This window comes from Limnobacter sp. UBA3528, assembly GCF_002377005.1.
Lineage (GTDB): Bacteria > Pseudomonadota > Gammaproteobacteria > Burkholderiales > Burkholderiaceae_B > Limnobacter.
The window spans coordinates 18,370-41,759 of the sequence record NZ_DFOZ01000024.1 but is presented as its reverse complement, the minus strand read 5'-3'; the positions used below and the strand labels follow the sequence as shown (position 1 = coordinate 41,759).

The following is a 23,390-nucleotide window of genomic DNA, read 5'->3' as shown; positions in this document are numbered from 1 at the left end:
TCACAGCACCCCGATCAACTGCACTTCAAAGGTCAGTGCCTTGCCTGCCAGGGGGTGGTTAAAGTCAAACAAAATATCGTCCTCACGCTCTTCCACTACCGTGCCAGCAAACTGACCGCCATCGGGCGCAGGAAAATGCACAAACTCACCGGGCTCAAACGTGGTGCCCTCCTCGGCATATTTTGACAGCAATGCCTTGCTCACCGGGCGGTACAAATCGGGATTGGTGTCGCCGTAACCGCTGCCCGCGGGCAAAGTGAATATGTCACGCTGCCCCGCCTGCATACCAAACAGGCAACGCTCCAAACCTTCAGCCAACTGGCCCGCGCCAATCGACAATGTTGCCGGCTTGTCCTCAAAGGTAGACACAATCACCTGCTGGCTCTCGGCCAAGCGAATGCGGTAATGCAGGGTCACGAATGAAGATTCGTTCACCACGGGCTTGGGCTGTACTGCGTCGGTCATTTCAACATCCTGAATTCATTTCAAAAACGGCTCTATTCTACGCCTTTGGAGGCAGTCAGACATCCCAAAGCGGGTGCGAATGATTCGAGTTCAGCCTCACATTGTGGTAATAAAATGAGCGTGAGCATGAAATATCTGCATTCAGAAACAAACACAGGAGTTTGAAAACCATGGCGTTTAACACAGAGAACCACCCCGGAGTCAGCCCAACAGTGCCGAAGGCCACGCAAGGTTTCGTGCTGAATCACAGCATGTTGCGGGTGAAAGACCCGGCCGTCTCACTCGATTTTTACACCCGGGTGTTGGGTATGCGGGTGCTTCGGAAGCTGGACTTTGCCGAAATGAAGTTTTCGCTGTACTTCCTCGCTCGAGTCACCGAGACCGACGAAATACCCGAAGATGAAGGCACCCGCACCGCCTGGACATTCAGCCAAGCCGGTATTCTCGAACTGACGCACAACTGGGGCACAGAAAACGACCCAGAATTCAAATATCACGACGGAAACCAGCAACCACAAGGATTCGGACACATTTGTTTCTCGGTACCTGATCTTGCTGCAGCGGTTCGCTGGTTTGACGAAAACCAGGTTCCCTATATAAAACGCCCGGAACAAGGCAAGATGAAAGATGTGGCCTTCATCAAAGACCCGGACGGCTACTGGATCGAGATCGTCCAGCCATCACTGCTGCACAAGCTGGGGAATTCCGGCCAGTAACTTGGTCACTGCCACGGTAGTTTGGGAACTTGACTGAACCGAAGGCCACCAAGTGGCTTTCAGGTTCAATTCTTCATGAGTATTCAAAGCTGGCCCAAACACGATCGTCCCCGCGAACGGTTAATCAAACAGGGCGCGCAAGCGCTTTCAGATGCTGAATTGCTTGCTATTTTTCTGCGCACTGGCTTGCCTGGAAAAAGTGCAGTCGACCTGGCCCGTGAAATGATCAGCCAGTTCGGCGGCCTGCAAAATTTAAACCGCGTTTCACTCGCTGAATGGATTCAAGTTCGCGGCCTTGGCGAAGCCAAATATGCACAGCTGCGCGCCTGTCTTGAAATGGCCAAACGATGTTTAAGCCACGAATTGCAGGAAGCAGAACAAGGCCTCCTTGCTTCTCCCGACTTATTCGAGCAATTCGTGCGTGCGCAAATCGGATTAAGCGAAGTCGAGAATTTCCTTGTGATCGCCCTGGATAGCCAACTGAAAGTACTGGACCACAAAATACTCTCCAGCGGAACGGTGAACAAAACTGTGGTTTTTCCGCGTGAGGTGCTTAAATTTGCAATTCAAACCAATGCGCCCCGCATCATGGTGGCGCACAATCACCCTAGCGACTGCTGCACCCCCAGCAGCGCAGATGACCGGCTGACCCGCGAGCTTTCATCGGCTTTGGCACTGGTTGACATAGAATTGGTAGACCATTTGGTGGTTGGCCCCAACTGCGGCTACTCCTACAGGCTGCACAATCGCCCACCTTTTTGAGTTTTTCCGCAAAAAAGGCTGGGCAAAAGATTAGTAATTGGTTACAATCTTGGACTTCGCCGCAAATCCATGGCTATTCAATTCATGCCGTGTGGTTTTGCAGATACACTAATTTGCTGAATTTTTTGGGGTCATCATGGCTCGCGTATGTCAAGTAACGGGTAAGCGCCCGATGGTTGGAAACAAAGTTTCCCACGCCAACAACAAAACAAAACGTCGTTTTCTGCCTAACTTGCAGTCACGCAAGTTCTGGGTTGAAAGCGAAAACCGCTGGGTTCGCCTGCGTCTAACTAATAACGCCCTGCGCACTATCGACAAAAATGGCATTGATGCTGTTTTGGCCGATCTTCGTGCACGTGGCGAAATCTAAGCAGGAGTAAATCATGGCTAAAGGTGGTCGCGAAAAAATTAAACTCGAATCTTCTGCTGGTACTGGTCACTTCTACACCACGACCAAAAACAAGCGTACGAAGCCCGAGAAAATTGAAATCATGAAATACGATCCAGTGGTTCGTAAGCATGTGTCATACAAAGAAACCAAGCTGAAGTAACTCAATTATTTCCGCTGTTTCTACATAAACCCGCTACTGATATTCAGAGCGGGTTTTTTGTTGGCCCAGCTGCATGCGCAAGGTCGCATGTCCTTTTAATGCATACGCAAGTTGGCATCATGCGCGGAAGGTTTGGGTGCCACATCGATCACAGCGCTGATGCCGAAACAAAAAAGCCGCTGATTCTCACCAGCGGCTTTCATCAATCAAATAACTTGCAAATTACGCCGCGTAGCGACGAATCCGGATCGACATGTCTTCCAGCCAGCGAATACCGCTCTGCTCTGCACGTTCGCACCAAGCCTGCAACTGAACCAGCATTTGCTCACGGCTCAAATTGGTTTTCTCCCAAATCTGGCGAAGTTCAGCCCGCATTTCTACCAAGGTGCTGATCATCTTCGACTGCGCACACAATTGCGCCAATTCAGCACGCTGAACATCGCACAACTTGCTTTCATCGATCGACAACAACTTGGTGCCTTTGGCCAACACTTTACGCTCTTGAGCATTGGCTGCTTTTTGCTTCAATGCAGCCACTTCAGAACGGAACGCTTTGCGCATGGAACTGGCGTAACGCGCCATCACATCGTAACGGTGGTTCACAACAGCCTGCACAGTCGTCAAGCTAAGCACTGGCTTGGACTCGGACGAAAACTTCGGCGATTCAGCCACTTTTTTCACTTTGGCCAAGCCCAGGAAACTGAAAATCTTGATGTACATCCAGCCAATGTCGAACTCGTACCACTTGTTGCTCAACTTGGCTGAAGTGGCGTGCGTGTGGTGGTTGTTGTGCAACTCTTCACCACCGATCAGGATACCGAAGGGTGAAATATTGCGGCTTGCATCAGGGCAATCGAAATTGCGATAGCCCCAGTAGTGGCCAATACCGTTGATCACGCCAGCGGCCAACACGGGAATCCACAACATTTGAATGGCCCAAATGCTGACACCAGGAAAACCAAACAAGATGAAGCTGAGCACCAAGGTAAAACCTACGCCCTGCCAGGGAAAACGTTCGTAAACCTGAAATTCCAGAAAATCGGCTGGTGTGCCATGGCTGTATTTGGCCAGGGTTTCTGCATTCTTGGATTCGGCACGATACAACTCGGCACCGCGCCAGAATACTGTTTTCAGGCCACGGGTTTGCGGGCTGTGGGGATCATCGGGTGTTTCGCACTTGGCGTGATGCTTGCGGTGAATGGCAGCCCATGCACGTGTGCTCATGCCGGTGGTTAGCCACAACCACGCACGAAAGAAATGCGCGAGCGCAGGGTGTACTTCAAGGGCGCGGTGAGCCTGGCAACGGTGCAGGTAAACCGTTACCGCCACAATCGTAATGTGGGTCACGATCAGCGTGTAAATCACCATTTGGCCAATGCTTGCGCCAGTAATGCCCGAGGTCAAAAATTCAATCATATTCACTAACTCTCAACAGGTCGTATTTCAAAGGTTACGGCCATCTCAACTTGCTTCTGAAGGAGCCGTATCATATTTTCAGTGTACAAGTGTACTTTTAAAGCCGGAACACATTTGGAATTTATATTCAGTTCAGGCTTTGGAACGTTGTAACACTGCTGCAAAAAAGCCATCAGATTCCCCATCCTCTGGCCACAATCGAAGCATGTCATCAGTCGTATTCGCCTTGACAGGCCGTTCTCCGGGGTTCAACACTTCAGTCCAGCGACGAAGCCGGAATTCCGGGTGACTTTCCAGGAACGCATTGACAATGTCTTCGTTTTCATCGCGAAGAACACTGCAAGTGATGTAAACAAGCCGACCATCGGGCTTTACCAGCTTGGCAGCATGCTCGATGATGGATTTTTGCTTCGCGGTTAATTCTGACAGACTCTGCAAGTTCTGTCTAAATTTAAGATCCGGGTTACGCCTTAAGGTTCCCATGCCGCTGCACGGCACATCGGTTACCACGCGGTCGGCTTTGCCAAAATACTTGTTCAGGCGCGGGTCGGCTTCGTCATTGATTACCATGGTGTAAAAGTTGCTCAAGCCTGAACGCGCGGCACGGGGCTTGAACTTCACCAGGCGCTTCTCCGAAGTATCCAGCGCCACAATTCGGCCCGTATTCTTCATTTGCGCACCAATGGCCAGGGTTTTACCGCCTGCGCCTGCACAAAAATCAATTACCAAGTCGCCGCGGCGAGGCGCTACAAGGCGACTAACCCACTGGCTGCCCGCGTCTTGTACTTCAAAGTACCCTTCCTGAAACACTTCAGTTTTGCCCACAATGGGTTTGCCCACCGCGCGCAAACCTTCCGGCAAACCCTCAATCGGGTTCACTTGAATACCCATATTGGTCAAAGCCGCCAACAGGTCAGTGGTACTGGCCTTTACCGTATTCACCCGTAGGTCCAACGGCGCGGCGCTTAGCACAGCCTGCGAGAACGACTCGGCGCGATCCTGCCCAAATTGCTCGGCCAGCTTGGTGTAAAACCATTCGGGCAAACAGGTGCGCGCTTCAACACCCAGATCATCGGCTGAAATATTGATGACCCGACTCAGCCACTCATTGTCAGCCTGCTTGCCGGCAGACCAAATCTGTTCGGGTGCGCCCGACCACAACAAAGCCAGTTTGGCTTGACGAACCACCGAGGGACCTTCCCCCGACTGCGCCAAGTGGTTGATTCGATAACGGTAACGCAACCAGCAATACACCGCTTCAGCCACCATAGGGCGGTCACGACCACCCAACTCGGGATGGTCTTTGAAAAACCGGGAAATCGCCGCATCGGCAGGGCCTTCAAACTGCGCCAGCAAGTCAATCAACTGCGCAACTGTGCTCACCAGGCCATAACGCGACTGGGCACCTTGCCGCTCAACTTTGCTGTCGCGCCGCGTACTGGGTTTGCGAAATGGGGTTTTCTTTTGGGACCCGGCCATATTGAATATCCTGTTTTATTGAATTGCGTGAACCAGGGCTGGGGCCAAAGTGCCTTCCAGCTTCCCGTTCACCATTTTAATTTGCCCGCTGGCCAGCGCTGCCACTGCACGGGGATAGATTTGATGCTCAAGCCCCAGGACGCGCGCGGCCAGTGTTTCGGCAGTATCACCGGGCAACACCTGCAACAGCGCCTGATCCACAATTGGGCCATGGTCAAGTTCAGGGGTCACCAAGTGCACGGTTACTCCATGCACCCTCACCCCTGCCTCCAGCGCCTGCTGATGGGTTTTTAACCCCGGAAAAGCAGGCAACAGCGAGGGGTGAATGTTCACCAAGCGCCCCAAATACCGGTTCACAAAACCTGCAGTCAACACCCGCATGAAGCCAGCCAGCACAAGCCAATCGGGCTGATATTGGTCGATGAGACCGGCTAGGGCTGCATCAAAGGCTTCTCGGCTCTCGTACTCAGTGTGGTCAAGAATGGCAGTGTCTAGCCCCGCCGATTGCGCCAAAGCCAAACCAGCCGCGGCTGGGCGGTTGGAAATGACTGCACGAATTTGGTAGGCCCCGGTCTGTTTGGCATGATCGATCAGGGCATTCAGATTTGAACCGCGCCCCGAGATCAAAATGACGACGGAAGGTGTGGAATTTTGCATGGCGCGAGTTTATCACTGTGCGGGCGAAAAAGCCCTATTTTTCACCATTCAGGCCTTATAATGACCGGTTGTTTTGCAACCACTAAAGAGCCGACACACTCGGTATGAAAATCATTCGCCGCCCCCGGCCACACACATTTGCCAAGGGCACTGCGCTCACCATTGGAAACTTCGACGGCGTTCACTCCGGCCATGCCGAGTTGTTCCGCCGCGTGGTGTCTGCCGCGCGCGCGCAGGGTTTGGTGCCCACCGTGGTTACACTGCACCCTCACCCGAAAGAATTTTTTAATCCTGCCTTCAAGCTCGATCGAATCTCCACGCTGCGCGACCGGATCATTGAGATGAAGCGCTGCGGCATTGAACAAGTGTGTATCCTGCCCTTCAACAAACGCATGGCAAGCCTAAGCCCTGAGGCGTTTGTGCAGGAAGTTTTGTTGAACCAGTTGAATGCGAAACAAGTGTGGGTGGGCGACGATTTTCGCTTCGGCGCCAAACGTGCAGGTGATTTCGCATTGCTGAAAGGCTTGGGTGAATCACATGGCTTCACAGTCAACGACCTTGCTGAAGTTCAAACCGATGGCAGCCGGGTTTCAAGCTCAAACATTCGGGAAGCCCTGAAAGCTGGCGACGTGGCCAAAGCCGCCCACATGCTTGGGCATCCACTGGCCTACTCCGGGCATATTATTCACGGTAAAAAACTGGGGCGTACTTTGGGTTTCCCCACCATGAACCTGCGTATTGCCGGGCGTGCCAGCGCTTTGACCGGAATTCTCGCAGTGTGGGTCCACGGACTGGCCGAAAAGCCCTTACCTGCTGTAGCCAGCATGGGTGTGCGCCCCACGGTTGAACAATCCGATCAAATTTTGCTCGAAACATTCATTCCAGACTGGCAAGGCAACGCTTACGGCAAGCTGCTGCGCATCGAGGTATTGGCGCACATACGCCCCGAGCAACACTTTGATTCGCTCGATACGATGGTTGAGCAAATGCACAAAGACACGGCAAAAGCCATGGCAATGCTGGCTGCCAACCAACCCAAGATTTCAAATACAGGCTGTTAACCCAATATGGATTACAAGAACACACTGAACCTGCCCGATACGCCCTTCCCCATGCGCGGCAACCTGCCAGCAAGGGAACCGAACTGGGTTGAACAATGGTGCAAGGAAGATTTGTACAAGGCGATTCGCCAGTCCAAGGCCGGCAAGCCAAAATTCGTGCTGCACGACGGCCCCCCTTATGCGAATGGCGACATCCACATTGGCCATGCGGTCAACAAGATCCTGAAAGACATCATCGTGAAATGTCGTTGCCTGGCTGGCTACGATGCCCGATACGTTCCAGGCTGGGACTGCCACGGCATGCCGATTGAAATCCAGATCGAAAAAACCATCGGCAAGGGCAAACCCACACTGGAAGTTCAAGAGAAAAGCCGCGCTTACGCAGCTGAACAAATTGAACGCCAGAAAAAAGATTTCATCCGGCTGGGTGTGCTGGCTGATTGGGACAACCCTTACAAAACAATGAACTTTGGCAACGAGGCAGACGAGCTTCGCGCGTTGGGCAAAATCATGGAGAAGGGCTATGTGTTCCGTGGCCTGAAACCCGTGAACTGGTGCTTCGATTGCGGTTCTGCATTGGCTGAAGCCGAGGTCGAGTACAAAGACAAACAAGACATCGCTGTCGATGTGGGTTTTGCATTCGACGAATCGAACCTGGACAAGCTCGCCGCAGCATTCAACATCCCCAAGGCCACGCTTCAGGCCAAGCCAGGGCAATTGGTCATTTGGACCACCACCCCATGGACACTGCCGGCCAACCAGGCACTGAACATGCACCCCGAACTGGTGTACAGCCTGGTTGATGTGGGTAACAAGTATTTGTTGCTGGCTCAGGAACGCGTGAAACCCTGCCTTGAAAGCTACGAACTACAGGGTTCCGAACTAGCCACTGCCAAGGGCGCTGCGCTGGAAGGCATTGCCTTTAAACATCCCTTCTACGACCGCTTGAGCCCCGTGTACCTTGCTGAATACGTGAGTACCGATGCAGGTACAGGCATAGTTCACTGCTCGCCAGCCTATGGTGTAGACGACTTCTTGACCAGCAAAGCTTATGGCTTGAAAGATGCCGACATCATCAACCCGGTGACAGGCAATGGTGTTTACGCAGATTCCCTGCCCTTCTTCGGCGGCCTGCACATTTGGAAAGCCAACCCGCTCATCGTTGAAAAAATGATTGAACTGGGCACACTCGTCAAACAAGTGAAATTTGGTCACAGCTACATGCACTGCTGGCGCCACAAAACCCCGATCATCTACCGGGCCACCTCACAGTGGTTTGCCGGCATGGATGTAAAACCCAACGACGGTTCCGGCAGTTTGCGTGAAAAAGCACTGGCTGGTGTGGAATCAACCGAGTTTTTCCCGGCCTGGGGCAAAGCACGCTTGCACGCCATGATCGCCAATCGCCCAGACTGGACCCTGTCGCGCCAACGCCAGTGGGGTGTACCCATGGCATTCCTGGTGCATCGCGAAACCGGTGAATTGCACCCACGAACCCCTGAGCTGACCGAAATCATTGCACAACTGATCGAAAAACAAGGCATTGAAGCCTGGCAACACGTCACTGTTGAAGAATTGATCGGTCATGAAGCGAAAGATTACGTCAAGAATCCCGATACGCTCGATGTGTGGTTCGACTCTGGCACCACGCACGAAACCGTGCTGCGCGGCAGCCATGCCGATGAAAGTCATTTCCCGGCGGACTTGTATCTGGAGGGCTCTGACCAGCACCGCGGATGGTTCCACTCGTCATTACTCACCAGCTGCATGATCAACGGTGTACCACCCTACAAAGCCTTGCTCACCCACGGTTTTGTGGTGGATGGCCAGGGTCGAAAAATGAGCAAATCTGTGGGCAACGTGATTGCACCCCAACAGGTATCCGACAAAATGGGTGCGGAAATTTTGCGCCTGTGGGTGGCCAGCACGGATTACTCTGGCGAACTCACTATTTCCGATGAAATTTTGAAGCGTGTGGTCGAAAGCTACCGCCGCATTCGCAATACACTGCGCTTTTTACTGGCCAATATTTCCGATTTCGACTTTGCCACAGAAGCCGTTCTCACCGAAGAACTGGCCGAAGTAGACCAATACGCACTCACACTGCTGGGCAAGCTGCAAAGCGAGTGCGAAGCGCACTACATGAAGTACGAGTTCCACCCGATTGTCAGCAAACTGCAAATTTTCTGTTCCGAAGACTTGGGTGCGTTTTACCTCGATGTATTGAAAGATCGTTTGTACACCACCGGCGAGAATTCCAAAGCACGTCGAAGCGCACAAACAGCGCTGTACCACATCACTCACGCCCTGCTTCGCCTCATGGCACCAGTGCTCAGCTTTACCGCTGAAGAAGCCCGAGAAGTAATGGGCAATGTAGAACCTTCGATTTTCTGCAACGAGTTTTACAAAGTGCCCCAAGTGGCGCAGGCTGATGAATTGGGCAACAAGTGGGCTGAATTGCTCGCGCTGCGCGCACGCGTGGTCAAAGAACTGGAGAACCTGCGCACCGAGGGCAAAATTGGCTCCTCCCTGCAGGGCACAGCAACACTTCATTTGCCACCTAATCTGTATCAGGCGGCGGCCAGTCTGGGCGATGATCTGAAATTCCTGTTCATCGTTTCCAGCATTGAAATAGCCCAGGCGGCTGAGGAGAAAATTGAAGTGGGTATTGCAGAAGGTGAAAAGTGCGAGCGTTGCTGGCATTTGCGGCCCGACACAGGCGCAAACCCTGAACACCCCGGAATTTGTGGCCGCTGTGTCAGCAATCTGTTTGGCCAGGGCGAGGTGCGTGATCATGTCTAAGCCCATGCCAAGAAAACCTGCCTCACCAACCAAAACCACCAATGCCACTGGCGCTTTGAAAGCGCCCAAAAAATCAATCCTTCCCTGGATCGGTTTTTCCTTGCTGCTTATCTTGATCGATCAAATCAGCAAACTGTGGGTTCAATCGCGCCTTGATTTGGGTGCAGTGGTTGAAATCACCAGTTTCTTCAATCTGGTCTACGTGCTCAATCCTGGTGCAGCATTCAGCTTTCTTGCCGATCAGGCGGGCTGGCAAAGGCACTTTCTTTCCGGTGTCGCAGTCGTCGCATCCATCGTTATTCTGTTCATGATGCGCTCCTCCAGCCATCGGAAATTCGCAATGTTCTGCCTGGCCTGTATTCTGGGCGGAGCAATCGGCAATTTGATTGATCGCTTGGCTCACGGGGCGGTCATCGACTTCCTCGATTTTTATGTCGGCACTTATCACTGGCCTGCTTTCAATGTGGCTGACGTTGCAATTACCATGGGTGCAATCGGTCTGATCATTGACGAACTGTTCTTCAACAAAGAACACAAAGCCCCCAAACCAGCCAAAAGCGAATAAGGTCTTTAGCCCATGCGCCCAGTCGAATTGCCACAGCTTCCCGGTTTGAACCAACTGCGCGTGGTTTTGGGCGTGTGCGGCGGTATCGCCGCTTACAAATCGGCTGAACTGGTGCGCCTGTTAGTGAAACAGGGCTGCGAAGTTCAGGTGGTCATGACTGAATCAGCCACGCAATTTGTTGCGCCACTCACATTCCAGGCCTTGTCTGGCAAATCAGTGCATGTGTCGCAGTGGCCTGTTGAAAACAGCGATACCGGCAGTATCGAGCGTGGCATGCCGCACATCGACATCAGCCGCAACGCTGATTTTTTATTGATTGCCCCGTGCACCGCCAACTCCATGGCGAAATATGCACACGGGTTTGCTGACAATCTGCTGGACAACCTCGTATTGGCCCGCAATTGCCCCATGGCCATTGCGCCGGCCATGAACGTGGAAATGTGGAACAACCCAGCCACCCAGCGCAACATCAGTCAACTTAAAACCGATGGTATCAATGTGTTTGGCCCAGCGGCGGGCGAACAGGCCTGCGGTGAAGTGGGCAGTGGCCGCATGCTTGAACCCTTTGAGATCGTATTGGAACTGGCGCGGGCAGTGAATCACAAACCCCTGGCTGGTAAAAAGGTATTGGTAACAGCCGGCCCCACCTTTGAAGCCATTGACCCGGTGCGCGGCATCACGAATCGATCCAGCGGAAAAATGGGCTACGCCTTGGCACAAGCAGCATGGTTAATGGGTGCCGAAGTGAGTTTGGTGAGTGGCCCTACCGCTTTGCCAACACCGTACGGTGTGCCCATGGTGAGTGTTCAATCTGCCAGGCAAATGCATGCTGCAGTATTCGGTCAAATCGAGCAACAAGACCTGTTCATTGGTGTCGCCGCTGTGGCCGATTATGGTATTAAAAACCCAAGCACCCAAAAGCAGAAAAAACAACTCGGTCAAGCCGCGGGTTTAAACATGGAGTTCGAACTGAACCCCGACATTCTTGCAGATGTTGGCGAATTTGCCAGCACTCGAAAAAAATCGCTGACTGTGGTCGGTTTTGCTGCGGAAACAGAAAATCTGGATGACTACGCCAACCGCAAACTGGACAGCAAGAAAGCACAATTCATCATCGGCAATTTGGCTCAACATGCCTTGGGCGCCGACCAAACCGAGCTAACCATTTACAGCAAAAAACTAAAGCCCGAACGCCTAGGCAGCATGGACAAGCTACGCGCTGCACAAACAGTTCTGACTTTTATTTCCAAACACTCCTGAACACAAGTACACCCATGAAAATTCAAGTTGAACTCAAAGTCCTCGACCCACGCATGCAAGACCAACTGCCCGCATACGGCACCCCCGGCAGCGCGGGTATCGACCTGCGCGCCTGCTTGAACGAAGCACTGACTTTGCAACCCGGCCAGGCTGAACTCGTACCGACCGGACTTTCGATGTACATTGGCGACCCAAATTACTGCGCGACCATTCTGCCCCGTTCAGGTTTGGGCCACAAAAAAGGCTTGGTTCTCGGCAACCTCGTGGGTTTGATTGATTCCGACTACCAAGGGCCGCTCATGGTATCGGCATGGAACCGTAGCCAGGTAGCAGTCACCATTGAACCCATGGAACGCATCGCTCAATTGGTCATCTTGCCAGTGGCACACGCTGACTTCAAAGTGGTCAGCGACTTCACTCCTAGCGAGCGTGGTGAAGGCGGATTCGGCAGCACTGGAACACGCTGAAAGAAAACCACTCAAAGGGAACCACTACAAACACTTTTACCACTGAGTGTCATTGTGAATCATCAGGAAAACAATGGACTCAGGGGGCAGTGGGCCAGCTATAAAAACAGGCCGAACATGGATGATTCACGCAGTCCGGCAACTGCGTCCCTGTTCTGAAATAACCATCCGGTATTTTTGGTTGGCACTCTGCGCAATTCTCGCGTTTGTAGCCGTCTTCAACTACAGCAAAGCCCATGAAATTCAAGGTGACCTGGCCAAGAGGCGACTTCTTGAGGTTTCCCTCCAAGATCTGATCGTACAAAGCACGGCCTTGCATCACCTTGGCAATCCGCACACCTACGAAACCCAACTTGGCCTGGAAACACGTGGCTACCGCTCGCCCCAGGAATTACTCAATCAACTTGCTTCAAGGTTGGCTGTCATCGAAACGATCAACACCCACAGCGGGCTGGCTGATTCGGCTGCAAACCTTCGAGAACACCTGATCACGATGGACCAGCAACTTGAAAAATTCGGAAAACCCGACCCTCAACGCATCGAGTTTTGGTTGATCGAGCTTGGCATCTTCAATTCCACCCTGAAGAGAAATACCCAAGAGGCCGACGAAAAGGTCAATCAACTACAACGCAACAACTTGATACTGACCTTGGTCGTGTTGATTCACTCCGTGGGTTTTGTCAGCCTCACACTGTGGCGGCAATCGACTTTGCGAAAACGCTTCGCGGTAGAACTGCTTCACCTCAGTAATCAGGCCTGCAGCGATCCCCTGACAGGTTTACTCAATAGCCGGGGCTGGCAAGACATGAGCAGTGCATACCTGCGAAGAATGCAACGAGAAAATCAGCTACAAGGCAGTGTGGCAATTATCGACATTGACTACTTCAAGCAATACAACGACACCTATGGTCATGAGGCTGGGGATATTCGACTTCGCGAGTTTGCAGAGACGCTTCGTACCAATTTCAGACCGGGCGACTTGATCGCACGTGTCGGAGGTGAAGAATTCGCAGTACTGCTCCCCAACTGCACTGCCGACGACACCCAAAGGATAGTGGACAGAATTCGCCTGAATGGTTGTTGCAAAGTCGGATTTTCAGCAGGAATTTGCGATATATCCCACACCGACAGTATTGACCGCACCATGGCGCAAGCGGACCATGCGCTCTATCAGGCCAAAAACAAGGGCAGAAACCGCAGTTGCCTTGGCAAGGTGAGCGTCTGAGTTATCCACACAGGACAACTCAGGCGAATGAAGTTCTGAATCAAACCAGGCTATTTTTAGCTGGCTTGCTGCCAGGCCGTACATTCAGTCAACCGCCACCTCAGTACCGCTCTCTGACTCTTGACCTGATGAACCCTCATCAAAGGTTAGTGACACCTGGTCGTTCTCAACATCATGGTCTACAGTCACTTTGCCACCATTCACCAGCTTGCCGAACAGCAACTCGTCGGCCAAGGCTTTGCGAATTGTGTCTTGAATCAAACGCTGCATTGGGCGAGCACCCATCAATGGATCGAAACCTTTCTTGGCCAAATGCTTGCGCAATTCGTCTGTGAACACTGCATCCACTTTCTTCTGGTGCAGTTGCTCTTCCAGCTCCATCAGGAACTTGTCAACCACGCGAAGAATGATTTCTTCATCCAGCGCACGGAAGGAAATGACAGAATCCAGACGGTTGCGGAACTCAGGGCTGAACATGCGCTTGATGTCTTCCATCTCGTCGCCCTGCACCTTGGATTCCATGAAGCCGATACCTCGCTTGGTCAGGGCTTCTGCACCCGCGTTGGTGGTCATGATAATGATCACATTGCGGAAGTCAGCCTTGCGACCATTGTTGTCGGTCAAAGTACCGTTGTCCATGACCTGAAGCAGAATGTTGAACACATCGGGGTGCGCTTTTTCGATTTCGTCGAGCAACAACACGCAATGTGGCTTCTTGGTAATGGCCTCGGTCAACAAGCCGCCTTGGTCAAATCCAACATAACCTGGGGGCGCACCAATCAAACGAGAAACCGCGTGGCGTTCCATGTATTCCGACATGTCGAAACGCAGCATTTCAATGCCGAGAATAAAGGCCAACTGTTTGGCCACCTCGGTTTTACCCACACCCGTGGGGCCGCTGAACAAGAACGAGCCAATCGGCTTGTCGGCCTTGCCCAAACCAGCACGCGACATTTTGATGGCGTTTGCCAAAGCCTCAATGGCAGGGTCTTGCCCAAACACAGTGGCTTTCAAATCGCGATCGAGTGTAGCCAGCTTGTTGCGGTCATCGGTATTGACCGACTGTGGCGGAATACGGGCAATTTTTGAGACGATGTCTTCGATGTCACCCTTCGTAATTGTTTTACGCTGTTTGCTTTTCGGCAAAATACGCTGTGCCGCGCCTGCTTCATCAATCACATCAATGGCCTTGTCAGGCAAATGGCGGTCGTTGATGAACTTGGCCGACAACTCAGCTGCTGCTGAAATGGCGGCGCTGGAATATTTAACACCATGATGGTCTTCGAAACGGCTTTTCAAACCGCGCAAAATTTCAATGGTTTGCTCCACTGTGGGTTCAGACACATCAATTTTCTGGAAGCGACGTGAAAGCGCATGATCTTTCTCGAAAATGCCACGGTACTCAGTAAAGGTGGTTGCACCAATACACTTCAACTGACCTGAAGACAAAGCAGGCTTCAGCAAATTGGAGGCGTCCAGCGTGCCGCCAGAAGCAGACCCAGCACCGATCAGGGTGTGAATTTCATCAATGAACAACACAGAATCGGGATTGGCTTTCAACTGTTTCAACACCGCTTTCAAGCGCTGTTCGAAATCTCCGCGGTATTTGGTACCCGCCAACAACGCACCCATGTCCAGAGAATGCACTTGTGCTGTGGCCAGAATTTCCGGCACATCACCTTGCACAATTCTCCAGGCCAGGCCTTCTGCAATCGCGGTTTTTCCAACGCCGGCTTCACCCACCAGCAGTGGGTTGTTTTTGCGGCGACGGCACAACACTTGGATAACCCGCTCCACTTCCTGCTCTCGACCAATCAGCGGATCAATTTTTCCTTCCTTGGCCAAGGCGTTCAGATTCTGGGTGTACTGATCCAAGGGTGACTGCTTGTCGCCCACGCTTTGTGTGGCCTCGGCTTCTTGCTCCTGACCTTCGTTCTGAGAATTCTCGGGCTTCGGCGCGGGGGCCTGCGGCGTTTTGGTAATACCGTGTGAAATGTAATTCACCACATCCAGACGCGTAATGCCTTGCTGGTGCAGGTAGTAAACGGCATGTGAATCTTTTTCACCAAAGATTGCCACCAACACGTTGGCGCCGGTGACTTCTTTTTTGCCATTGGATGTGCTCTGAACATGCATAATGGCGCGCTGGATAACCCGCTGAAAACCCAACGTGGGCTGTGTGTCCACTTCATCCTGACCCGACACCACAGGTGTGTTGTCCTTGATGAAATTTTGCAGGTTCTTGCGAATTTCCTCAACATCAGCGGAGCATGAACGTAGCACCTCGGCTGCTGAAGGATTGTCCAGCAAGGCCAATAGCAGATGCTCTACCGTGATGAATTCATGCTTTTGCTGACGTGCGTCAACAAATGCCATGTGCAAACTTACTTCTAACTCTTGCGCAATCATGTTTCCTCCATCACGCACTGCAGCGGGTGTTGATGCTGCTTTGCGAATCCGCATACCATTTCGACCTTGGTCGAGGCGATGTCTTTGGGATAAACCCCACAGACCCCTTTTCCCTCTCTATGCACTTTCAGCATGATTTGGGTGGCCTGTTCCCTTCCTTTTCCAAAAAACTTCTGCAAAACAATCACGACGAACTCCATGGGGGTGTAGTCATCGTTCAAGAGCACGACTTGATACATCGGGGGCAGCTTCGCTTTTTGCGTCTGCGATTCCAGTACTGTTGATGGATTGTTTTGCGAACTCATAACTTCATTGTAATCACTTCTAAGGGGCACGCAACAAGGATTAGAGAGCAATACACCGCCTTTATTCAAGGCTAGAAATTTTTCCTGAAAATTCAATCAGGAACGTCTAAAAAATTATGCGAACCTACTCTCAAATTTGCAATCGGTAGCCCACAAGATCAATCACCCGAAAAGCCTGAATTCATTAAATGTAGACAACACCTGTCTATTACAAGGGGTAAACCCTAAAAAATGTATCTATTGTATGGTTGACCCCAGCCCAAACAGGTCAAAGAATAGTAGTCAAGCTGGTTCAGACTGGCGAGTTGTCGGAAAGTTCGTGCGTTCCGATCGAAGTATTGTTTTTTGAAGGAGGTTTCGCGATGGCGACCGGCACCGTAAAATGGTTCAATGATGCAAAGGGTTTTGGTTTTATCACTCCAGATCAAGGGAGCGATGAGCTTTTCGCCCATTTTTCAGCAATCCAGGCATCTGGATTCCGCACACTCAAGGAAGGTCAGAAAGTGACTTTTGAGGTGGTGGATGGACCAAAAGGTAAGCAGGCTCAGAACATCTCTGTGATGGACGCAACCAGCGCCGCCTGATAAGTAAAATAATCAAACCACCGATTAAGAAAAAAGCCGGCCCCAAGCCGGCTTTTTTCTTGGGGCAGATCGAATGCCTTTTACATGTGGTCGATCATGACCTGACCAAAACCGGAACAACTCACTTGTGTCGCGCCATCCATCAAGCGCGCGAAATCATAAGTCACTTTTTTGGAGGTAATGGATTTCTCCATGGAAGTGATAATAAGATCAGCTGCTTCAATCCAACCCATATGGCGCAGCATCATCTCGGCAGACAGAATTTGTGAACCAGGGTTCACATAGTCTTTCCCCGCATACTTGGGCGCTGTACCATGGGTGGCTTCAAACATCGCGATTGAATCAGACAAGTTTGCACCTGGAGCAATACCGATACCACCAACCTGGGCGGCCAGCGCATCGGAAATGTAGTCGCCGTTCAGGTTCATGGTTGCAATCACGCTGTATTCCGCTGGGCGCAATAGAATTTGCTGCAGGAACGCATCCGCGATCACATCTTTGATCACGATGTCGCCATGCGCCGCCTTGATTTTCATCCAGGGGCCGCCGTCCAACAGTTCAGCACCAAACTCATTTTTAGCCAAAGCGTAGGACCAAGCCGCAAATGCGCCTTCGGTGTACTTCATGATGTTGCCCTTGTGAACGATGGTCACAGAAGGCTTCTTGTTGTCGATGGCGTACTGAATAGCCTTGCGGAACAGGCGTTCTGTACCTTCTTTGGAAATTGGCTTGATGCCGATGCCTGAAGTTTCCGGGAAGCGGATTTTGCTAACACCCATTTCTTCGCGCAAAAACTTGATCAGTTTTTTGGCTTTGTCGGTTTCAGCTTCGTATTCAATACCGGCATAAATGTCTTCCGAATTTTCACGGAAAATCACCATGTCGGTTTTGTGGGGTTCTTTCACTGGGCTGGGTACACCCGCAAAGTAACGGACTGGGCGCAGGCACACATACAAATCCAGCTGCTGACGCAGAGCCACGTTAATGGAACGAATACCGCCACCCACGGGTGTGGTCAATGGGCCTTTCACAGACACCACATATTCCTTCAACACTTCCAGGGTTTCTTCAGGTAGCCACACATCGGGGCCGTATACCTTGGTGGACTTTTCACCAGCGTAAATTTCCATCCAGCTGATTTTGCGCTTGCCACCATAGGCTTTGGCTACAGCAGCGTCGACAACGTCGATCATCACTGGTGTAATGTCAAAACCAGTGCCATCGCCTTCGATGTATGGAATGATGGGTTGATCTGGAACATTCAACGAGTAATCACTATTGACCGTGATTTTTTCGCCGACTGATGGGACTTTAATGTGTTGGTACATGGTCTCTCCGCTGCTTCTCTGGTGTGTTAGAGGGAACACTCTAGTGTATCCCTTCACTAAGAAAATCACAATTATTTCGCAATATGAAATTGCATTCCTTATTGCGCCAAGCCGTATAATAACGCCATCTTCTTTCAGATCTCTGACAGGAACAAGATTTCATGCACTTTGATCAAATCAACAAATACCAGCTTGGTTTCAAGTTGACTTTGGTAACAGCTGCGCTGGGCCTGGCTGCCTGCGTAAGTAATGCGGCCGGACCGGGCCAGTCAGAGTTGGCAACACTGGATGTGCGCGTGGGCGAACATCATGTAAAAGCGGAGTTGGCCAATACCGATTTAAGCCGTCAGATCGGACTGATGAATCGAAAAGAGCTTGGCAAGAATTCGGGAATGCTGTTCGTATTCAATCGCAGCGAGACACAATGCATGTGGATGAAGAACACCCTGATTGATCTGGATGTGGCTTTTGCAGACCCCAGCGGAAGAATCCTGAATATCGAACAGATGAAAGCAGGTACCGCCGATATTCATTGCTCCAGCGGCAACGCCAAATTGGCACTGGAAATGAACAGGAACTGGTTTTCAAAACACGGCGTTGTAGCAGGTGAAAGGCTGCACGTGCCTGAGCAGGCCATGGACACCCAAGAATAAAAGACAAAAAAAACCGACCCTGCGTCGCGCCGGGGGCGCGAGGAAGGGCCGGGCTTTTGAAGCAGACTTCGAACGATTAGCCTTCGAAATTCTTCGATGCGAATTCCCAGTTCACCAAGTTCCAGAAAGTTTCAATATACTTGGGGCGGGCATTGCGATAATCGATGTAGTAGGCATGTTCCCACAAGTCGCAAGTCAACAGCGGCTTGTCTTGCGTGGTCAGTGGAGTGGCTGCGTTGCTGGTATTCACGATGTCTACTGAACCATCTGCCTTTTTCACCAACCAGGTCCAGCTGGAACCAAAGTTGCCGATCGCGCTTTTCGTGAATGCTTCCTTGAATGCATCGTAGCTACCGAACTTGGCATTGATGGCCTCGGCCAGTTTTCCAGAGGGCGCTCCGCCACCATTGGGCGACAAACAGTGCCAATAGAAAGTGTGGTTCCAGATTTGCGCGGCGTTGTTGAACACACCACCGGTGGACTTCTTGACGATGTCTTCCAGGCTGGAGCTTTCAAACTCGGTGCCTTTTACCAGATTATTCAGATTGGTCACGTAAGCAGCGTGGTGCTTGCCGTAGTGGTACTCCAGTGTTTCCTTGGAAATATGGGGGGCCAGCGCGTCCATCGCGTAGGGCAAATCAGGCAGTGTATGTTGCATATCAGTATCCTCTCTCACTTCAATCAATACGAAAACATCAGCTTGGGGCAAAACCCCGCATTTCAACCCCTCTGATTCTATCTTGAATTTTTCACATCCTCGTGGAACGGCCCACGCAGCTCAGTTTTCTCGCGCACATTCACTAAAATTTCACCATCCGCCAGAGTGGCACGCAAGGCATCACCGGCTTGTACATCCGCCACGGAGCGAACCACCGCATTTCCGTGTTGTGGCTGCAAAAAGGCATACCCTCGCTCCAGGGTTCGTTGGGGTGAAACAGCCTCAACTACAGAACCAAGACGGTCCACGCGAGAATCCAATGCGGCAATGTTCCGCCGCTGCACAGCCATTAGCCTACTTTCAAGAAGCTGGGCACTTCGAGTGGCTGCATTTTGTGTCGCACTCATTTCAAACGACATGGATTCCCACAAGGCCTGGATTGCATTGGTTTCTTCGGCAATACCCCGCTCGACAAGGCGCGGCAACCGGCTACTTGCATGCCCCAAACGAGATTCCAGAGTATTCAGGTAGGCGGTGGGGGTCAGCAGACCAAGCTCGGCTCTATCCACGCGCTGAACCAACATTTGCGCTCGGTGGCGCAAAGCCTTTCGCAAGCCCACATGCAAGCCTTGAATTTCGGCCAGCAGTTCGCGCGTGGGCCGGCTGATCAATTCGGCAGCTGCGGTAGGCGTGGCGGCGCGAAGGTCTGCGGCGAACTCAGCCAAGGTCACATCAGTTTCGTGCCCTACTCCAACTACGATCGGTGTTTTACAAGCCGCGACTGCGCGCACAACGGCCTCGACGTTGAAACTCCACAAGTCTTCCAGGCTCCCGCCCCCACGGCATAGCACAAGCGCTTCATGGCCAGCGGAATCCGCTTTGCGAAGGGCCTCAATAATTTGTGCTGCAGCCTGCTCTCCCTGAACTGCGGTGTGGTAAACCGAGAATTCAACATGGGGCGCACGCCTTGCCAAGGCCTGCTTTACATCGGCAAGTGCCGCCGCCTGCAGAGATGTAACCACCCCAAGATTGAACACCACAGAAGGGAGCGGACGTTTGCGTGCAGAATCAAACAAACCTTCTTGGGTCAACTTGGTTTTTAGCTGCAAATACTGTTCATGCAAATTGCCCTGCCCGGCCTTCTTCATGACATCAACGATCAACTGCAACTCGCCACGCTGTTCATACATGGCCAATTGGGCAAGCACCTCCACTTTGTCGCCTACTGCCGGAAAAAAACCAGCAAGAACATTGCGTTGGCGAAACATGACCGCCTTCATCTGTGCTGATTCATCTTTCAGGGCCAAATACCAATGCCCAGAGGAGGCACGGGTAAAAGACGCCACCTCACCCTGAATCCGGATGGAGCCAAATTCATTTCGGAGGTGATCATTCAGGTGCCTGGCGAGCTGGCTGACCGAGAAAACCGTTTTTAAGTCAATCATTTATAGACCAAATTGGCTAAAAAACCAGAACATTTCCACATGCGCTAACAAAAAGCTACTTTCTGTGCAACATGGCTGAAATACAAGAAAATAAACACAAGCGACTGATTAAAAAGGAAAAATACAACAAAATACGATACACAAAAAGTTCATTTTTCTCACAAGCGACTGATTATTCGAAAATTTGGGGGGCTTTTCCCCAAAGTTATCCACAATGAACAAATATGTCGGCTTTTGTGTAATTTGTGTAATGTTGGTTTTTTCGCTAGAGTCCCTGTCTTACTGAATAGGAGTCTACTTGTGTGGTCAATCATTTCTGCGGCGGGCTGGCCAATTTGGCCTTTGATTTTTGGCTCGGTGGTCGCGTTGGCAATCGTGCTTGAGCGCGTTTGGGCCTTGCGAAAAAAAGACTTGATCCCGGAAAACCTGGTGGCCGATGTGTGCAAAACACTGCCTCAGTTCAAAGACCGGCAAAATATTGCCCGCCTGGAGGCGCACAGTGCTCTCGGAAGTCTGATGGCTGCGGGTCTGTCTGCGTTTTACAAAAACGAGGACATCGAAAGCGCAATGCAGGACAAATCAGTCGGTATTCAAAACACGCTTGAAAAACACCTGGACGTGCTGTCCATGATCGCCAGCGCTGCACCTTTGATGGGTTTGCTGGGCACGGTCATTGGCATGATCGAAATTTTTGCAGTGCAGGGATCAGGCACCCAAACGCCCGAAGCAATTGCAGCCGGTATCGCTGTGGCCCTGTATAACACCGCATTTGGCTTGATTGTCGCCATACCAGCTCTTGTCGCCTATCGACTGTTCCGGATCCGGATCAACAGCCTGCTCGAAGACATGGGAGAATCACTCAAGCCTTTTGAGGATCTGTTGAAACAGCATGCCAGTTCACGCAAAGCGGGTTGAGGAGCGGGTCGTTGAGAATAAAGCGAACAATCAGTACGGAGGCTCCCGACATCAACCTGATCCCGCTGATCGATGTGTTGCTGGTCATCGTGATTTTCCTGGTCGTGTCCACCACATTCATGCAACCCAGCCAACTGGAAGTTGATCTGCCAGGTACGCAAAGCGCAAAAGAAGACACCATGCCGCCTGAAGCACTTCGAATTCGGGTGGGGCGAGATGGAAACTATGCACTAGGCGCCCAGACTGTATTGACCGAAACCCAATTGCGCACAGAACTCAGCAAAGTTTTGTCGACCATGCCTGCTGGCGAGGAACGTAGGGCGATTGTTGAAGCGGACGCAGCAGCCACCCATCAATCAGTGGTGATGGTGATGGACATGCTGGCCTCGTTGGGCGTTGCCAGGGTGTCGATTGCTACTGCCGGTGGCAAGACCCCATGACCACGGGTGATCGCAAGAGCAGAATTGAATCTGGCTTGCTCAACATTTGGTACGAAGGACAAAAGCCCGGGCTGTTGGCGGGCTTTACCCTGAATTTACTGGAGTCTGTTTACAAAGGTCTGCGCTGGGCCACACGGCAAAACAGCAAATCATATGCAGCAAAGAAAACATGTCAGCCGCCGGTGCTGGTTGTTGGCAACCTGATTGCCGGGGGTGCCGGCAAAACACCAATCGTGATGGCGATTTGCCAACACGCACGAGCCCGCGGTGTCCAAGTGGGCATCGTCAGCCGGGGTTATGGTCGATCCGAAAAAGCACCAATCTTGATTGATCCAGCCGAAAATGCCCCCGCAGCAAGTAATGCAGGAGATGAGCCTTTGTTCTTGAGCCGTGAAACTGGTTGCCCGGTGGCTGTGTGCGCGGATCGAAACCAAGCGGTCAGGCTTCTTTTGACCCACTTCCCGGATTTGAAATTGATTGTGTCAGACGATGGTCTGCAACACCACAAACTTGCCCGACAACTTGAATGGGTGGTATTTGACCGGCGGGCACATGGCAATGGCCGCATGTTGCCGGCTGGCCCTCTGCGCGAGCCACTTTCCCGGCTTAATTCGGTGGATGCAGTGCTGTGCTCCAATATTTCGCCCGAATCCTTAAGCAAGTCCTTGAATTGGCCATCGCGAGACAACTGGCATGCGATCCATGTTCAGCTCACAGGCTTTCGACAACTGAGTTCTGGCATTTTTCTGACACTGGAACAGGCCGTGCAACAATGGAAAGCGCTGAAACTGCTGGCTTTCACGGGACTTGCTGACCCGAGCAAGCTGTTCGACGCCATTCGATCCGCTGGTCTTCATCTGGAGGCAAGTCGCGGCCTTCCGGACCATTTCAGCTACCCAGAAGACTTTTGCGCACAGTTCGATCAAGATGTGTTGATAACAAGCGGCAAAGATGCCGTAAAATTAAATCCTTCGGACCCGAAAGTTTGGGTGGCTGAAATAAGCGTAAAGTTACCCCCTGCCTTGACAAAAGCCCTAGAGGATTGCATTGGACCCACAATTGATTGACATTCTGGTTTGCCCCATCTGCAAAGGGCCACTTGAAAAACGCCCTAGCGATGGTCACCTGGTGTGCAAGGCAGACAAGCTTGCGTTTCCCGTAAGGGACGGCATACCCATCATGCTGGTGGAACAGGCCGAACCCGTATCAACCCCCAATAGCTAAGCC

At 51.8% G+C, this 23,390-nt stretch carries 25 protein-coding genes; 16 read left to right on the top strand and 9 right to left on the bottom strand.

Translation table 11 applies throughout. The features are described 5' to 3' along the window. Nucleotides 1-465 carry an FKBP-type peptidyl-prolyl cis-trans isomerase gene (locus B4N58_RS07065; RefSeq protein WP_008252293.1) on the bottom strand — a complete coding sequence of 155 codons (465 nt, stop codon included), beginning with the start codon at nucleotides 463-465 and terminating at the stop codon, nucleotides 1-3. Nucleotides 466-635: 170 nt separating this feature from the next. Here B4N58_RS07065 and gloA point away from each other — a divergent pair, with 170 nt between their 5' ends. The 4 genes from gloA to rpmG all read left to right on the top strand — a co-directional run bounded on the left by gloA (nucleotide 636) and on the right by rpmG (nucleotide 2,494). Beyond that, nucleotides 636-1,181, top strand: coding sequence for a lactoylglutathione lyase (gene gloA / locus B4N58_RS07060; protein ID WP_291747406.1), 546 nt, complete (start codon nucleotides 636-638; stop codon nucleotides 1,179-1,181). A 75-nt stretch (nucleotides 1,182-1,256) separates the two neighbouring features. Continuing rightward, entirely contained in the window at nucleotides 1,257-1,943 is a 687-nt protein-coding gene (radC, locus tag B4N58_RS07055; RefSeq protein WP_291747405.1) for a RadC family protein, read from the top strand. A 136-nt stretch (nucleotides 1,944-2,079) separates the two neighbouring features. Next, nucleotides 2,080-2,313 (top strand): 50S ribosomal protein L28, encoded by a 234-nt coding sequence (rpmB, locus tag B4N58_RS07050; RefSeq protein WP_008253404.1) that lies wholly within the window; start codon nucleotides 2,080-2,082, stop codon nucleotides 2,311-2,313. Between the two features lie 13 nt (nucleotides 2,314-2,326). Further along, nucleotides 2,327-2,494 (top strand): 50S ribosomal protein L33, encoded by a 168-nt coding sequence (gene rpmG / locus B4N58_RS07045; protein ID WP_008253405.1) that lies wholly within the window; start codon nucleotides 2,327-2,329, stop codon nucleotides 2,492-2,494. Nucleotides 2,495-2,716: 222 nt separating this feature from the next. On the opposite strand, the gene B4N58_RS07040 is transcribed toward rpmG, so the two are convergent. The 3 genes from B4N58_RS07040 to purN form a co-directional block, all read right to left on the bottom strand. Further along, complete coding sequence (locus B4N58_RS07040) at nucleotides 2,717-3,910, bottom strand: DesA family fatty acid desaturase (protein ID WP_291747402.1); 1,194 nt, start codon at nucleotides 3,908-3,910, stop codon at nucleotides 2,717-2,719. 132 nt (nucleotides 3,911-4,042) lie between these two features. Continuing rightward, nucleotides 4,043-5,389, bottom strand: coding sequence for an RsmB/NOP family class I SAM-dependent RNA methyltransferase (locus B4N58_RS07035; protein WP_291747399.1), 1,347 nt, complete (start codon nucleotides 5,387-5,389; stop codon nucleotides 4,043-4,045). Between the two features lie 15 nt (nucleotides 5,390-5,404). Beyond that, complete coding sequence (purN, locus tag B4N58_RS07030; RefSeq protein WP_291747396.1) at nucleotides 5,405-6,046, bottom strand: phosphoribosylglycinamide formyltransferase; 642 nt, start codon at nucleotides 6,044-6,046, stop codon at nucleotides 5,405-5,407. Nucleotides 6,047-6,150: 104 nt separating this feature from the next. Between purN and B4N58_RS07025 the strand changes: the two genes are divergently transcribed. From B4N58_RS07025 to B4N58_RS07000, 6 genes are all read left to right on the top strand, one after another. Then, nucleotides 6,151-7,107: a bifunctional riboflavin kinase/FAD synthetase gene (locus B4N58_RS07025; RefSeq protein WP_291747393.1), complete on the top strand. Its 957-nt coding sequence runs from the start codon at nucleotides 6,151-6,153 to the stop codon at nucleotides 7,105-7,107. 6 nt (nucleotides 7,108-7,113) lie between these two features. Continuing rightward, entirely contained in the window at nucleotides 7,114-9,909 is a 2,796-nt protein-coding gene (gene ileS, locus B4N58_RS07020; protein ID WP_291747390.1) for an isoleucine--tRNA ligase, read from the top strand. Further along, entirely contained in the window at nucleotides 9,902-10,474 is a 573-nt protein-coding gene (gene lspA, locus B4N58_RS07015; RefSeq protein ID WP_291747387.1) for a signal peptidase II, read from the top strand. Before ileS ends, lspA begins: the two co-directional genes overlap by 8 nt. Nucleotides 10,475-10,486: 12 nt before the next feature. Continuing rightward, nucleotides 10,487-11,734 (top strand): bifunctional phosphopantothenoylcysteine decarboxylase/phosphopantothenate--cysteine ligase CoaBC, encoded by a 1,248-nt coding sequence (gene coaBC, locus B4N58_RS07010; RefSeq protein ID WP_291747384.1) that lies wholly within the window; start codon nucleotides 10,487-10,489, stop codon nucleotides 11,732-11,734. Nucleotides 11,735-11,748: 14 nt separating this feature from the next. Beyond that, nucleotides 11,749-12,201, top strand: a complete 453-nt coding sequence (gene dut, locus B4N58_RS07005) for a dUTP diphosphatase (protein ID WP_008252328.1) — start codon at nucleotides 11,749-11,751, stop codon at nucleotides 12,199-12,201. Nucleotides 12,202-12,322: 121 nt separating this feature from the next. Next, a complete protein-coding gene (locus tag B4N58_RS07000; protein WP_291747381.1) occupies nucleotides 12,323-13,426 on the top strand; it encodes a GGDEF domain-containing protein in 1,104 nt (367 codons plus the stop codon). A gap of 84 nt (nucleotides 13,427-13,510) precedes the next feature. Here B4N58_RS07000 and clpA read toward each other — a convergent pair whose 3' ends face one another. Together clpA and clpS are read right to left on the bottom strand one after the other, a co-directional pair. Next, nucleotides 13,511-15,835: an ATP-dependent Clp protease ATP-binding subunit ClpA gene (clpA, locus tag B4N58_RS06995; RefSeq protein ID WP_008252330.1), complete on the bottom strand. Its 2,325-nt coding sequence runs from the start codon at nucleotides 15,833-15,835 to the stop codon at nucleotides 13,511-13,513. Continuing rightward, nucleotides 15,832-16,140 carry an ATP-dependent Clp protease adapter ClpS gene (gene clpS, locus B4N58_RS06990; RefSeq protein ID WP_040513552.1) on the bottom strand — a complete coding sequence of 103 codons (309 nt, stop codon included), beginning with the start codon at nucleotides 16,138-16,140 and terminating at the stop codon, nucleotides 15,832-15,834. Before clpS ends, clpA begins: the two co-directional genes overlap by 4 nt. Nucleotides 16,141-16,502: 362 nt before the next feature. On the opposite strand from clpS, the gene B4N58_RS06985 reads away from it, so the two are divergent. Further along, complete coding sequence (locus B4N58_RS06985) at nucleotides 16,503-16,724, top strand: cold-shock protein (protein ID WP_008252332.1); 222 nt, start codon at nucleotides 16,503-16,505, stop codon at nucleotides 16,722-16,724. A gap of 80 nt (nucleotides 16,725-16,804) precedes the next feature. Here the strand turns inward: B4N58_RS06985 and icd are convergent, their stop codons facing one another. Continuing rightward, complete coding sequence (icd, locus tag B4N58_RS06980) at nucleotides 16,805-18,052, bottom strand: NADP-dependent isocitrate dehydrogenase (protein ID WP_291747377.1); 1,248 nt, start codon at nucleotides 18,050-18,052, stop codon at nucleotides 16,805-16,807. 161 nt (nucleotides 18,053-18,213) lie between these two features. Between icd and B4N58_RS06975 the strand changes: the two genes are divergently transcribed. Continuing rightward, a complete protein-coding gene (locus tag B4N58_RS06975; protein ID WP_008252347.1) occupies nucleotides 18,214-18,705 on the top strand; it encodes a DUF192 domain-containing protein in 492 nt (163 codons plus the stop codon). Nucleotides 18,706-18,781: 76 nt separating this feature from the next. Here the strand turns inward: B4N58_RS06975 and sodB are convergent, their stop codons facing one another. Beyond that, a complete protein-coding gene (gene sodB / locus B4N58_RS06970) occupies nucleotides 18,782-19,363 on the bottom strand; it encodes a superoxide dismutase [Fe] (protein WP_008252349.1) in 582 nt (193 codons plus the stop codon). Between the two features lie 77 nt (nucleotides 19,364-19,440). Next, nucleotides 19,441-20,808, bottom strand: coding sequence for an exodeoxyribonuclease VII large subunit (gene xseA / locus B4N58_RS06965; protein ID WP_291747371.1), 1,368 nt, complete (start codon nucleotides 20,806-20,808; stop codon nucleotides 19,441-19,443). A gap of 300 nt (nucleotides 20,809-21,108) precedes the next feature. Between xseA and B4N58_RS06960 the strand changes: the two genes are divergently transcribed. From B4N58_RS06960 to B4N58_RS06945, 4 genes are read left to right on the top strand one after another with little or no spacing between them, the layout of a single operon-like run. Then, nucleotides 21,109-21,723 carry a MotA/TolQ/ExbB proton channel family protein gene (locus tag B4N58_RS06960; protein ID WP_291747368.1) on the top strand — a complete coding sequence of 205 codons (615 nt, stop codon included), beginning with the start codon at nucleotides 21,109-21,111 and terminating at the stop codon, nucleotides 21,721-21,723. Between the two features lie 11 nt (nucleotides 21,724-21,734). Continuing rightward, nucleotides 21,735-22,163, top strand: coding sequence for an ExbD/TolR family protein (locus B4N58_RS06955; protein ID WP_008252366.1), 429 nt, complete (start codon nucleotides 21,735-21,737; stop codon nucleotides 22,161-22,163). Beyond that, nucleotides 22,160-23,230, top strand: coding sequence for a tetraacyldisaccharide 4'-kinase (gene lpxK, locus B4N58_RS06950; protein ID WP_291747365.1), 1,071 nt, complete (start codon nucleotides 22,160-22,162; stop codon nucleotides 23,228-23,230). Before B4N58_RS06955 ends, lpxK begins: the two co-directional genes overlap by 4 nt. Beyond that, complete coding sequence (locus B4N58_RS06945) at nucleotides 23,211-23,387, top strand: Trm112 family protein (RefSeq protein WP_083797215.1); 177 nt, start codon at nucleotides 23,211-23,213, stop codon at nucleotides 23,385-23,387. Before lpxK ends, B4N58_RS06945 begins: the two co-directional genes overlap by 20 nt. Nucleotides 23,388-23,390: the final 3 nt, after the last annotated feature.